Below are 13,179 nucleotides of genomic sequence, written 5' to 3'. Positions count from 1 at the left end.
GTCGAGCTGGCGCCAATACAAGCCGCGAGCCGCGAGCCGCGAGCCGCGAAGACAATCCCCGTCGACTCGCGAAGTTCGCAATCCCTTTCTCGAAGCTCGAAGCTCAGGCCGGCTCGCCCAGCACCAGCAGCGGATTGAAAGCCCGCCGCGCCAGATCACGATCGGCGATCATCATGTCCAGCGTCAGGCTGGCAAGATCGTCGGCCAGCGGATCGGCATCCGCCTCCCACTCGCGGTTGACCCGTTTCAGATAGCTGTGACAGTGATCACAGGTTTCCGCCTGGACCGGCAGCACCCGCTCGCCCTGCTCGTCCTCGAGGCTGACATAGTCGAGCGTCCGGCTATCGCCGCACTGAACGCACTTGGCCCGTTCGGCGTACCACTCGCTGGCGCACAGGCCGCACTGCAGGTAGCGCACCCGGGAACGCGCCATGCCGATCTGGATCAGACTGCCAACGGCGGGAGCGCCACAACACGGACAAAGATTATCCCCCAGCCCCGCCGGTCTGGGCGGCGTGGCGGGCAGCAGCCGCGCCTGACGCGTCCACGCCACCTGCAGCGCCGCGCCCATCAGCGGTGCCATCGCGCGCTGCTCGATCGCCAACGGCTGGCCTTCGAGCACGGCGCGAGCCAAGTCCGCACGATCCGCGTCCGGCAGCTCGCGCAGGGCGTCGAACCAGACGCGCTGAGGGGCTTCGACACGTGTATCGAGCGCGTCCAGCAGCGCCTCGAGGTCGGCCGGCCAAGACATGTCCCGCCACAAACCGTCGACCGACAGCGGCGGAATGCCATGGGTCATCGCCAGTTCCGCCCCGCCGATCAAGGAGGGCCGCGGCTGTTGCAGGACACGATGCTGGGCTTCGACGATCATCGCCATGAATTGCAGATAAGCCGCCATCGCCGGCACGCGCTCGCCTAGCTTGTTCAAGCGCTGGGCGCGCTCGGCAAACAGCTTGCGTGGCGGCAGTCCAACCACCGGCGGCGCACCCGGCGAAGGCGGTGTCTGACCGAAGGCGTGTTGACCCGTCGCACGCGCCTGGCTGTGATGATCAGAGCTCTCGCTCTCCGGGCTGTGGTCATCAGGACCGTCGTTATCAGGGCTGTCGCTCACGGCGCTGCGCCTCCTCTTGTTCGCGGGCCCACAGGCCGTGATGATGACGCGCCCAGGCGCGGGTTACCCAGCCCCGTGTCATCGCACGGATAGAGCCCTTGACCCAAATGGCGGCGTAGACGTGAACCACGATGGTGACGATGGCCACGAACGCCGACACGGCATGGAGCAGACTGGCGAAGCGGATCAACGGGATCGGGAAGAAGCCGGCAAACCACGGCCGCCACATGATCACGCCGCTGATCAGCAGCAGCGCGATCGACACCACCAGCGCCCAATAGACCAGCTTCTGGCCCGGGTTGTACTTGCCGATGGGCGGCAACTTCTCATCGCGGTTGTCGAGAACGTCATCGATCTGGCGCATCCACTGGACGTCGTTCTCGCCAAGCAGGTTGCGCCGCACGTGGCGCACCGCCATGGCGTAGAAAAGCAGCACCAGCGCCACCCCGAGAAACGGATGCAGGATCCGCGCCCAGACCGGCCCGCCCAGCGTATGACTGAGGAAGAAGAAGGCGGGATGGAAGAATGCCAGCCCGGAAAGCGCCAACAGCACGAAGACCATGGCCATGGTCCAGTGATTGGCACGATCCAGCGGCGAATAACGAATCAGACGATCGCGTGGCATCTTCATCGATTCTCTCCCGGCGGACGACCGCCCGCGCTGTTGTCCCAATCAGGGGCGTGCCGGGGCGGCTGCCGAGTCGCATCGTAACCGAGCGATTCCGGCGGCGTATCGTCGTACCCCCTCGGATCCTCTTCGGGCTCCTCCTTGGGCCCCTTGGTCATGTAGTGGATAACCCCGGCGAATGCGGTGATACCGATGATCGCCGACATGAAGGGCTTGGTCGCGCCCTTCCATGCCCCGACCAACGGCGAGATCCGCGGGTCCTTGGGCAGACCGGCGTAACGATTGGGATCGTTGGCGTGGTGCAGCACATACATGACGTGCGTGCCGCCGACCCCGGCCGGATCGTAGACCCCCGCGTCCCGGAAGCCGAGTTCCTTGAGATCGCCTACCCGCTTTTCCGCCCGAGCCAGCATGTCCGTCTTGGTGCCGAACTCGATGCAGTTGGTCGGGCAAGTCTTGACGCAGGCCGGCTCCATACCGGCATTGACCCGATCGGAACACAGCGTGCACTTGTAGGACTTCTGATCCTTCGGCGAGATTCGCGGAATATCGAACGGGCACCCGGTAATGCAGTAGCCGCAGCCGATGCAGTGGTTGGAGTCGAAATCGACGATGCCGTTGGCGTACTGCACGATCGCGCCGGGCGCCGGGCAGGCCGTCAGACAACCCGGCTCGGCGCAGTGCATGCAGCCATCTTTGCGGATCAGCCACTCGAGGTTGCCCTCCTGCGATTCGTACTCACTGAAACGCATGACCGTCCACGAATTGGCGGTCAGATCGGTGGGGTTGTCGTAGGTGCCGTGGCACTCGCCGACGTCGTCGCGCAGATCGTTCCACTCCATGCACGCCACCTGACACGCCTTGCAGCCGATGCACTTGGAGACATCGATCAGCTTGGCCACTTCCTCGACGTGACCCCGGACCTGGGGGGGCGCCGTGGTCGTGGCGGAGCGGGCGATGATGTTCTGAGAATTATCCATTTTTCGCTCCTCAAGCCTTCTCGACGCGGACGGTGAACGACTTGTATTCCGGCGTCTGGGTGTTGGCATCGCCGACGAACGGCGTCAACGCATTGACCAGGTAGCCCTTCTTGGCCACCCCGGTGAATCCCCAGTGCAGCGGAATCCCCACGTGATGAACCTGCTGGTCGCCGATCATCATCGGTCGCAGGCGCTTGGTCACCACCGCCACGGCCTTGATGAAGCCGCGCTTGGACGACACCTTCACCCAGTCGCCGGCGGCGATGCCGATCTCGTTGGCCAGCGCTTCGCCGATCTCGACGAACTGTTGCGGCTGCACGATGGCGTTGAGCTCGGCATGCTTGGTCCAGAAGTGGAAGTGCTCGGTGAGGCGATAGGTCGTCGCCGCATGCGGGAACTCCTCCGGCGTGCCCAGGTCCTCGCGATCCGCGTCGAAGATGCGCGCCGCCGGATTGTTGCGCGCCTTTTTCTTGCCGGGGTGCAACAGGTTCTGGGGCACCGGAGACTCGAACGGCTCGTAGTGCTCGGGGAACGGGCCGTCGACCATGCTCTGACCGGCAAACAGGTGACCGACGCCCTCCGGTTGCATGATGAACGGCATCTGTCCCTGCGATGGGGCCGAGTTGGTCGGGAAATCGGGCACGTCGGCGCCGACCCAGGCGCCCTGCTCGCTATCCCACCAGACGAACGCCTTGTCGGGCCCCCAGGGCCGGCCTTCCACGTCCGCGCTGGCGCGGTTGTAAAGAATCCGCCGGTTCATCGGCCAGGCCCAGGCCCAGCCCAGCGTGTTGCCGGTGCCGTAGGGATCGGAGTTGTCGCGGTTCGCCATCTGGTTGCCGGCTTCGGTCCAGCAGCCGGAAAATATCCAGCAGCCCGACGCCGTCTTGCCGTCGCTGGTCAGCTCGGCAAAGCCGGCCAGCTGCTCGCCGGCGCGACGCGTCACGTTACCCTGCTCGTCGGTGAGATCCTCGAGCGCACGCCCGTTGAATTCGCGTGCCAGCTCGTCCGCCTTGGGATCGGCCGGAATCCGGTAATCCCAAGTCAGGTTGAGAATTGGATCGGCAAAAACGCCGCCCTCATCCTGATAGAGCTGCTTCAGCTTGAGGAACAGCTCGCCCATGATCCGGGTATCCGGACGCGAATCCCCCGGCGGCGGTGCCGCGGCCCAGTGCCACTGCAGCCAGCGGGCGCTGTTGACGATCGAGCCCTCGTCCTCGGCGAAGCAGCAGGTCGGCAGCCGGAAGACTTCGGTGTCGATCTGGCTGGAGTCGACATCGTTGTACTCGCCGTAGTTTTTCCAGAATTCGCTGGTCTCGGTGTTGAGCGGGTCCATCACCACCAGATACTTCAGCGACGAGAGCGCCTTGGTGACCTTGGACCGATTGGGGAACGAGGCCAGCGGGTTGAAGCCCTGACAGAAGTAGCCATTGAGCTCGCCCTTGGACATGCGTTCGAACGTATCGAGGATGTCGTAGAGCGGCCTTTCGAGCTTGGGCAGCCAGTCGAAACACCAGTTGTTGCCTTCATTGGCGGCGTCGCCGTACCAGGACTTCATCAGGCTGACGTGGAATTTCTCGTAGTTCTTCCAATAGGAGACCTGGCCTTCCACGGTCGGCTGCTTGGTGCGCTTGTCGATATAGGCGTCGTAATCCTGCTCCTTGGCATTGGCCAAGGTCATGTAGCCCGGCAGCAGCTGCGACAGCAGACCCAGATCGGTCAGCCCCTGGATATTGGAATGCCCTCGCAACGCGTTCACGCCACCGCCCGGCATGCCCATATTGCCCAGCAGCAGCTGAACCATTGCCGCCGTACGAATGATCTGCGAGCCGATGGAGTGCTGCGTCCAGCCCAGCGCATAGAGAATGGTCATGGTCTTGTCGGGCACCGCCATCGCCGCGATCTTCTTCCAGATGCGCTGGATGGCATCCAGTGGAATACCGGTGATGCTTGAGACCATGTCAGGGGTATATCGCGCGAAGTGCTCGCGCAGCAGCTGATAGACGCAGCGCGGATCCTGCAGCGACTCGTCGCGGCGAACGAAGCCATCCTCGCCCATCTCGTACATCCACGACTCTTTCTCATAGCTACGGGTCTGCTCGTCGTAACCCGAGAACAGGCCATCCTCGAAGCCGTAGTCCTCGCGCACGATCAGCGCCGCATCGGTGTAGTTCAGCACGTACTCGCGCTGGATCTGATCGGTCTCGATCAGATAGCTGATCAAACCGCCCAAGAAGGCGATATCGGTCCCCGTGCGGATGAACGCCTTGTCCTGCGCCACGGCACCGGTACGGGTGAAGCGCGGGTCGATCGTGATCAACTCGGCTTTATTGTGTTCGATGGCCTCTGTCACCCAGCGGAAGCCCACGGGGTGCGCTTCGGCGGAGTTGCCGCCCATCGACAGAATCAGATTGGCATTGCGGATGTCGACCCAGTGATTGGTCATGGCACCGCGACCGAATGAAGGGGCAAGACCTGCCACCGTCGGTCCGTGTCAGACGCGTGCCTGGTTGTCGAACGCCACCATGCCGAGATTGCGCACCACCTTGTGGGTGATATAGCCGGATTCGTTGGAAGAACCCGACGCCGCCAGGAAGCCGGTCGTCGTCCAGTGGTTGACCGTCTCGCCCTGCGCGGTGCGCTGGACGAAATTGGCGTCCCGATCGTCCTTCATATGGCGAGCGATACGGTTCAGCGCGTCGTCCCAGGTGATACGCGTCCACTCGCTGGAACCCGCTTCACGAACCTGCGGATACTCGAGACGGCCCTTGCTGTGGACGAAATCGAGCAGGCCGGCGCCTTTCGGACACAGCGAGCCTCGAGACACCGGATGATCCGGATCGCCCTCGATATGGAAGACGTTCTGTTCGACGTTCTTGGACCCATCGCCTTTGCTGTAAATCAGGATCCCGCACCCCACGGAGCAGTAGGTGCAGGTGTTACGAGTCTCTTTGGCGTGGGTCAGCTTGAACTGGCGAATCGAGGCCTCGGCGGGTTCGGGCGCGAAGCCCATCATCGCCAGACTCGAACTCGCCAACCCCGCCCCGCCCAGTTTGAAAAACTGGCGCCGAGTGACGTTGATCGACATATGCCTACCTCATCGGTCTGTGACCAGCACCTCTATTAATGAACGGGTGCATGACATTGCTTATAGCAAATCTTGCCCGCGGATGCTCGTACCCACGCTTAGCCAATCGTCTCCCATCCGTGGGGGAGCTTCGATCGCGAAATACCAACAGAAACGCCCGCTCTCCTGTTCGGAAAGCGGGCGTCATGGCGGATCAACACAACGGGCGTCGTGACGACGCCCAGCAGCGCGGGGCTAGGTCGCCTGAGCGGATTTTATTTCCGGCTTCGCCTTGGCCAACAGGAACAGCACCCCGGTAATCACCGCACCGATGACGTCACTGGCAAGACCCGGGAAGATCAGCGCCAGGGCACCGACCGCCGCCAGAATGCGCCAGAAGACATTGAGCGGACGTCGCAGATAGCCCTCGACCGCCACCGCCAGCAGCAACACGCCGACCACGCCGGTAACGATCACCCATAGGGTGTTCCACAGCGTCGCGTCGATCATCAGCATGCTGTGCGCGAACACGAACATGTAGGGCACCACGAAGCCGGCGATCGCCAGCTTCATCGCCTGGAAACCGGTGGCATTGGGCGAGCCGCCACTGATCCCGGCCCCAGCGTATGCCGCCAGCGCCACCGGCGGCGTCAGGTTGGCGAACAGCCCGAAGTAGAACACGAACATGTGCGCCACGAAGATCGCGGTCTCGTTGCTGCCTGCCAGTTCACGGAACATCGGCAGGTTCAGAAGGATCGGCGCGGCCATGGTGCTGGTGATGATGTAGGTCGGGATACTCGGCAGCCCCATACCCAGCACGATCGACGCGATCATGGTCAGGAACAGGGTGACCAGCAGCTGAATCATCGGAATCGGGATCTGCTGACCCAGCGTCACCACCGCATCGGCAGCCTCCAGCGCCACCCCGGTCAGCGTGGCGATCCCGACGATGATTCCCACCGCGCCACAGGCGACGGCTACCGGAATCGCATTGCGTATCCCGTCGTGCATCGCATCGCGGCAATCGCCGATATCCATCTTCTCAGCGACCATGCCGAGCCTCGCACGCAGCGCGTTGATCGCCACCGGAATCGCGATGATCACGAACAGCATCCAGCGACTGGCCGGGAAGTTGGGCAGCGCGTGGCCGCCGATCAGCGCCCGCAGCAGCGGTTCGAAGATCAACAGTGCCAGAATCACGCTGAGTCCGATCGCGACACGGCGTGTACCGCAGATCAGCACGGTCGCGGCGATGGACCAGAATGCGGCAAAGAACGGCGCCCGCCCTTCGAACAATAGCCACAGCAACACGGCCATGGGTATCAGCAGGTGGCCACGCTTGAGCATGACCTCCTTGAGGGGCGTCAGCTGCGAACGGGGAATGCCTTCGAGGCCGTTGCGCATGGCGCGCAGATGTACCTGGAACAGCACGCCGAGATAGTAGAGTAGTGCCGGAATGATCCCCGCCAGAATCACCTGGGTGTAGGGAACTGCCAACACCTCGGCCATGATGAACGCGGCAGCGCCCATGATCGGCGGCAGAATCTGGCCGCCGACGCTGGCTGCAGCTTCGACCGCCCCGGCGAAGTTCGCCTTGTAGCCGGTCCGCTTCATCAAGGGGATGGTGAAGGCGCCGGTGGTCACCACATTGGCGATCGCCGAACCGTTGATCGATCCCAGAAACCCGCTGGCGATCACCGCCACCTTGGCCGGACCGCCACGCGTGTGACCGGCGATCGCCAGTGCCAGATCGTTGAACAGCTGTCCCAGCCCGGACTTGCCGAGGAAGGCACCGAACAGGATGAACAGAACGATATAGCTCGCCGAGACCCCGATCGCCGTGCCCAGCAGCCCTTCGGTAATGAACACTAGGTGCGAGACGATCTGCTTGCAGGTGGCCAGCAGAATCGCCTCGTTGACCTGCGGATAGAACGAGAGTTTGGCGTAGAAGCCGTAGATCAGAAACAGCGACGCGAGGATCGTCAGCCCCCAGCCGGTGACGCGCCGAGTGGCATCCAGCACCAGCAGAATGGCGGTGAAGCCGACCACCATGTCGACGTTGTTGATACGCCCTGCCGAGGCAATGACCCGATCCGACACCACCAGCATGTAGACGCCGATACCGAACGCGATCAGGGCGATCAGTGCGTCGCCCCATGGCACGCGATCCCTGGCTCCCTTGCGAGTCAACGGATAGAGAATGAACGCCAGGCCCAGCAGGGTATAGAGGTGGATGCTGCGTTGAGCAACGTCCACCAGCGGCCCCGAAAACGAGGTGTAGAGATGGAACAGCGCCAGCAGTACCGACACCGCGGTAACGAACTGGATCACCGAACGCGGCAACCTGTCTCTTACCAGGCTTTCGCGATCGAATTTCTCCAGCGCCTCCTTGACCGCCGGATCTTCTGAGCCGTCGGCGGAGATCGTGTTCTTCTGTTCGGGCATATGTCTTCCTCGCCAAGCGGGGATCTATGACAACCAGGGTCGCACCAGTGCCGGCAAGACTTGCCACAGCGGCACCCTGAGGATGGAAAAGGTCAGTATTCTGGGAGGATCCCCACGCGCCAGGGGGACGGTGTGGCCCGCATAGATCAAGCGGTAGTGTTCTTCTACCGCCGCCTGTACCGCCAACGGATCGACCACCCGATCGATTCCGGTCATTACCACCCAGCCATTCTCGAGATGGGTTTCGGTGCCCGCGTGCGAGGGGACGCCGGCTCCGAACGTCTTGAAGCGCGTTCCGGTGATCTCGATGGCATCATCTCCGGTCACCGCAAACCACTCTTCCCAATCTTCTTTCTCGACCGAATGCATCCAGCGCAGCGTGAAGGTCGTTCCCTGCCACCCCGGGAAGGCGAATCGCCACTGTGGCCCGTCACGAATGACCAACCAGGGGAGCGGAACCGCAGCGGTGGCGACCACTAGGATCACCACCGCTACGGCACTTAGCCAGATTCTACGTGTCATGGCCGGGGGTCATGACCATTCATCGAGGCCGTGATTCCGATTGGCCAGCCACGACCCTCCCACTCAGGACTGCGGGTCCTTGTCCTGAGCGTTATCACCGCCACTGGTCTCGCTGTTTTCGGTGGGCTGGGCATTGTCTTCCGGCGTCTCGGCGCTGGTCTGCTTGGCTGGCTCAGCCTCTGCGCCATCGGCGTCGGTCGTCGCCGCCTTCTCGTTGGCCGGCATCGAAGCGGTGTCTTCCGACAGATCGCTATTGTCACCGCCATTGGCGGCATCATCACTAGTCGCCGATCCCTCGGAAGAGGACAGCGTCTCGTAGTACGCTTCGGCGCCCGGATGCACCGGCACGACCAGGTCCTTGTCCAGGGTGGCGGGATCGAACTGCTTGAGCGCGCCAACGGAGACGTTGCCGGACTCAAGATAGTCGTGGAACCGCTTGGCCAGATCCTCGGCCACATCGTCACGCATGGACGACGGCACGATCATGATGTTGCGGATCGCCACCGTATCCACCGCGTCCCCCAGGTCATAGCGCTCGGGAGCACCGGCCGGGATTTCGTAATTTTCGTAATACGGATACTTTTCCAGCAGTTTGGAGGCAACGTCGCCCTCGACCGGAACGAAGGTCACGTCGGTGCTCTGCATCAGTCCGGTAATGCTGGAGTTGGGCACACCGGAGGTGAAGAACGCGGCATCGAGATTGCCATTGCTCATCTCGGTCACGCTGTCGGCGTAGCCGGTGTGGCTGACCTGGGCGAGATCGTCGTAGCTGAGACCGGCAGATTCCAGCACCTTGGCGGCGCTCTGCTCGACCCCGGAGCCCACCTTGCCAACGCCGACGCGCTTGCCTTTCAGATCGGCAATGCTGTGGATGTCGCTATCGCCCGTGGCGACGACCTGCACCACGTTGGGGTACATGCCGGCGATGGCTTCGATATCGGCAGGCTGGCCATCGAACTGGTTCTGGCCCTTGACGGCGTCATAGGCGACGTCGCTCATCACGATAGCTACCTGATTCAAGCCATCGTTGATATTGTTGATGTTCTGCACCGAGGCGCCGGTGGAAACGACCTGCACGCCGTCGACAAGATCGCTCTTCTCGAACACGCTCTTCAGCGCCCCGCCGATCGGGTAGTAACTGCCGCCGGTGCCGCCGGTACCGAAGATCAGGTTGACCGGATCACCGCCGCCTTCACCATTACCTTGACTGGCGCTCTCGTCACTACTCTGGCTGTCGGCAGCCCCGGAAGACGCGGTCTGCTGTGAATCGGAGCTGCCGCTGGAAGATTGGGACTCCTGCTGAGACGATGACTGCTCCTGAGCCTCGCTCTTCGCCTGATCGTCGCCGTCGTCACCGCAACCCGCCAGCAGTGCCCCGGAAAGGCCCAGCGCCGCGACCAGCATTCCTGTGCGTAACATCATGGTTCACCCCGTCATTGAAACGTCATCGACCCAGCTGATCGACGAAAAAGAAACCGTACAGTGGCTCAAGAGTAAGGAACGCCCGGCGGCGATACCATGCCTGAGCCGCCGTATACCACTAAAGTCTAAGAATTTTTAGCATCCTGGGATAACACGTGCCGAACCACGCCGCCGATGGTCAGCCCCTGAACCAGGATCGAGAACAGCACGATGATGTAGGTCACCATCACGATGGTATTTCGATAATCGCTCTCGGGCAGGCCCAGCGCCAATGCCACCGAGATGCCGCCCCGTAGCCCGCCCCAGGTCAGCACACGCGTGGTGCCGGGACGAAAGTGTACCCACCGGTTCAATACGGCGATGGGCAGACCGATGGTGAGCAGGCGCGTCACCAGAATGACGACGATCACCGGCCCCGCGACGATCAAGTACGACCACTCGAACGGGATCAGCAGCAATTCGAGGCCGATCAGTACGAACAGCACGGCGTTGAGAATCTCGTCGATGAGCTCCCAGAAGCCGTCGACGTAGCGACGGGTGGTATCCGACATGGCATGCTCTCGGCCGCGGTTGCCGATGAACAGCCCGGCGATGACCATCGAGATCGGCCCCGAGACGTGAAGATGCGTTGCCAGCGTGTAACCGCCCAGGACCAGCGCCAGACTGACCAGCACTTCGATCTGATACTGATCGATGCTCTTCATCATCCAGTAGGCGACATATCCCATCACCAGCCCCAGCAGGATGCCGCCACCCGCCTCTTCCAGGAACAGCGTCGCGGAGTGCATGACCGTCAGCGCTTCGGTGGCGGTCGCCGCGCCCAGCAGCATGGTGAACACCACCACGGCTACACCGTCGTTGAACAGCGACTCGCCGACGATCTTGATCTCCATGTCATCGGGCGCACCCGCACTGCGCATGATGCCAAGCACCGCGATGGGATCGGTCGGCGCAATCAGCGCACCGAAGACCAGGCAATAGAGATAGGGGACATCGATATGAAAGGTTCGAAAGAGCCACCAGGCGGCGCTGCCGACCGCCAGCGTCGAGATCACCACGCCGATGGTGGCGAGAAAACCGATCGAGTAGCGGTAGCGCTTGAGCTTATGGAAATCGACGTGCAAGGCACCGGCGAACAGCAGAAACGACAGCATGCCGTCCATCAGCAAGGCGTTGAAGTTTATCTGCCCCAGCCAGGTTTCGGCCCAGTCGGTAATGGCATCGAACCCGACATGACTCAGGACGATCAACAGCACCGACGCCACCAGCGAGATGAACATCACGCCAATCGTCGCCGGCAGCTTGATGAATCGGTAGTTGAACCACGCGAACAGCGCGGTGATCGTGATGAAGACTGCTGCGATTTCCAGCATGGAATCCTTTCCCGTCGTTGCCAGCCCTGGCGGATGGTCGATGTATTCGCGGCGTCGTCATTAACGGCTGCTACGTCATCAACGGCTGCTACGCCATTAACGATAGTGGCTCGGGCCGTCGATCACCACGATCGGTGATCTACCCGGTCGCCAGCAGATTCGAAAAACGGTAGCCCTGGTAAGACAAGCTCGAAAAAAAAGCGGACCCGAGTCGGGTCCGCTATTGCGTCTCTACAGGTCGGACTTCAACGCCCGGTTCCAAACCGGCCGGGGCGTATCAGCCACTGCGGCTTTTACAGACCGGCAGCAGCCTTCAAGTCTTCCGCCCTGTCCGTCTTTTCCCACGGGAACGCGGTGAAGGTCTCGGTCTGGGTTTCGCCGTTGACGTCAGTCCAGGTGTAGCTCGATTCGAACGGCTCGCGGCCGAAGTGACCGTAGGCGGCGGTGAGCTGATACATGGGGTGGAGCAGGTCGAGCATCCGCGTGATCGCATGAGGGCGCAGATCGAAGTGATCGCGCACCAGCTCGATGATTTTGGCTTCGCTGATCCTGGCGGTGCCGAAGGTGTTGATCGAGACTGAGGTCGGCTCGGCGACGCCGATGGCGTAGGAGACCTGAATCTCGCACTTGTCGGCGAGCCCGGCGGCGACGATGTTCTTGGCCACGTAGCGTCCGGCATAGGCGGCGCTGCGATCGACCTTGGACGGGTCCTTGCCCGAGAACGCCCCGCCGCCGTGGCGTGCCATGCCACCGTAGGTGTCGACGATGATCTTGCGTCCGGTCAGGCCGCAATCGCCCACCGGGCCACCGATCACGAACTTGCCGGTGGGGTTGATGTGAAAACGCGTCTTGTCGTGAATCCACTCCGCCGGGAGAACATCACGGATGATCAGATCTTCCACCGCCTTGCGCAGATCTTCCTGGGAGATGTCTGGATCATGCTGGGTCGACAGCACCACGGCGTCGACGCCGTTGGGCTTGCCGTCGTCGTCATAGCTGAAGGTTATCTGGCTCTTGGCGTCCGGGCGCAGCCACGAGAGCGTGCCGTTCTTGCGCAGCTCGGCCTGACGTTCGACCAGCCTATGCGAGTAGTGAATCGGCGCCGGCATCAAAGAGTCGGTCTCGTTGGTGGCGTAGCCGAACATCAGGCCCTGATCGCCGGCGCCCTGATCTTCGGGCTTGCTGCGATCGACGCCCTGGGCGATATCGACGCTCTGCTTGCCGATCAAGTTGATCACGCCGCAGGTTTCACCATCGAAACCGACTTCCGAAGAGGTGTAGCCGATATCCATGATCACCTTGCGCACCAGGTCTTCCAGATCGACCCAGGCGGTGGTGGAAATTTCACCGGCGACGATGGCGACGCCGGTCTTCACCAGCGTTTCGCAGGCCACGCGAGCCTGCTTGTCGCGCGCGATGATGGCGTCGAGGACAGCATCGGAGATCTGGTCGGCAATCTTGTCCGGATGACCTTCGGACACGGATTCGGAGGTAAACAGAGAGTATTCGCTCATGGCGTACGGAGATCCCTTCGTTCACTGGTTGCGGCCCGCCAATGCGACCCGCGAAACAAAAAAACACAGCGCCGCCGGTCGGAAGGACGGTTGAAACGACGCACGACATCGCTGTTCCGA

Annotated in this window: 9 protein-coding genes; all 9 read right to left on the bottom strand. The window is 62.3% G+C overall.

Annotated features, from left to right (window positions below; genetic code table 11):
- Positions 1 to 103: 103 nt before the first annotated feature.
- On the bottom strand, positions 104 to 1,111 hold the full coding sequence (gene fdhE / locus BTW08_RS01490) for a formate dehydrogenase accessory protein FdhE (protein WP_083627619.1): 1,008 nt from the start codon (positions 1,109 to 1,111) through the stop codon (positions 104 to 106).
- Positions 1,095 to 1,742: a formate dehydrogenase subunit gamma gene (locus BTW08_RS01485; RefSeq protein ID WP_075560723.1), complete on the bottom strand. Its 648-nt coding sequence runs from the start codon at positions 1,740 to 1,742 to the stop codon at positions 1,095 to 1,097. The genes fdhE and BTW08_RS01485 overlap by 17 nt, the downstream gene beginning before the upstream one ends.
- A complete protein-coding gene (fdxH, locus tag BTW08_RS01480; RefSeq protein ID WP_083627618.1) occupies positions 1,739 to 2,719 on the bottom strand; it encodes a formate dehydrogenase subunit beta in 981 nt (326 codons plus the stop codon). Before fdxH ends, BTW08_RS01485 begins: the two co-directional genes overlap by 4 nt.
- A 10-nt stretch (positions 2,720 to 2,729) precedes the next feature.
- A complete protein-coding gene (gene fdnG, locus BTW08_RS01475) occupies positions 2,730 to 5,804 on the bottom strand; it encodes a formate dehydrogenase-N subunit alpha (RefSeq protein ID WP_280951135.1) in 3,075 nt (1,024 codons plus the stop codon).
- 234 nt (positions 5,805 to 6,038) lie between these two features.
- Complete coding sequence (locus BTW08_RS01465; RefSeq protein WP_075560721.1) at positions 6,039 to 8,228, bottom strand: TRAP transporter permease; 2,190 nt, start codon at positions 8,226 to 8,228, stop codon at positions 6,039 to 6,041.
- A gap of 24 nt (positions 8,229 to 8,252) precedes the next feature.
- Positions 8,253 to 8,750, bottom strand: coding sequence for a DUF1850 domain-containing protein (locus BTW08_RS01460; protein ID WP_075560720.1), 498 nt, complete (start codon positions 8,748 to 8,750; stop codon positions 8,253 to 8,255).
- Between the two features lie 63 nt (positions 8,751 to 8,813).
- Positions 8,814 to 10,172 (bottom strand): TAXI family TRAP transporter solute-binding subunit, encoded by a 1,359-nt coding sequence (locus BTW08_RS01455; RefSeq protein ID WP_083627617.1) that lies wholly within the window; start codon positions 10,170 to 10,172, stop codon positions 8,814 to 8,816.
- A 125-nt stretch (positions 10,173 to 10,297) separates the two neighbouring features.
- Positions 10,298 to 11,545 (bottom strand): sodium:proton antiporter, encoded by a 1,248-nt coding sequence (locus BTW08_RS01450; protein WP_075560719.1) that lies wholly within the window; start codon positions 11,543 to 11,545, stop codon positions 10,298 to 10,300.
- A gap of 293 nt (positions 11,546 to 11,838) precedes the next feature.
- Positions 11,839 to 13,059, bottom strand: coding sequence for a methionine adenosyltransferase (metK, locus tag BTW08_RS01445; RefSeq protein ID WP_075560718.1), 1,221 nt, complete (start codon positions 13,057 to 13,059; stop codon positions 11,839 to 11,841).
- Between the last annotated feature and the right edge of the window lie 120 nt (positions 13,060 to 13,179).

Origin of the sequence: Salinicola sp. MH3R3-1 (genome assembly GCF_001937155.1) — a bacterium.
GTDB classification, from domain to species: domain Bacteria; phylum Pseudomonadota; class Gammaproteobacteria; order Pseudomonadales; family Halomonadaceae; genus Salinicola; species Salinicola halophyticus.
This window is presented reverse-complemented; position numbering and strand designations above follow the sequence as displayed.

Bases quoted from the DNA above. Each gene is read 5' to 3' on its own strand.
- BTW08_RS01485 (WP_075560723.1), bottom strand. From the start codon at position 1,742: ATGAAGATGCCACGCGATCGTCTGATTCGTTATTCGCCGCTGGATCGT.
- BTW08_RS01455 (WP_083627617.1), bottom strand. From the start codon at position 10,172: ATGATGTTACGCACAGGAATGCTGGTCGCGGCGCTGGGCCTTTCCGGG.
- BTW08_RS01450 (WP_075560719.1), bottom strand. From the start codon at position 11,545: ATGCTGGAAATCGCAGCAGTCTTCATCACGATCACCGCGCTGTTCGCG.
- fdxH (WP_083627618.1), bottom strand. From the start codon at position 2,719: ATGGATAATTCTCAGAACATCATCGCCCGCTCCGCCACGACCACGGCG.
- BTW08_RS01460 (WP_075560720.1), bottom strand. From the start codon at position 8,750: ATGACACGTAGAATCTGGCTAAGTGCCGTAGCGGTGGTGATCCTAGTG.
- BTW08_RS01465 (WP_075560721.1), bottom strand. From the start codon at position 8,228: ATGCCCGAACAGAAGAACACGATCTCCGCCGACGGCTCAGAAGATCCG.
- metK (WP_075560718.1), bottom strand. From the start codon at position 13,059: ATGAGCGAATACTCTCTGTTTACCTCCGAATCCGTGTCCGAAGGTCAT.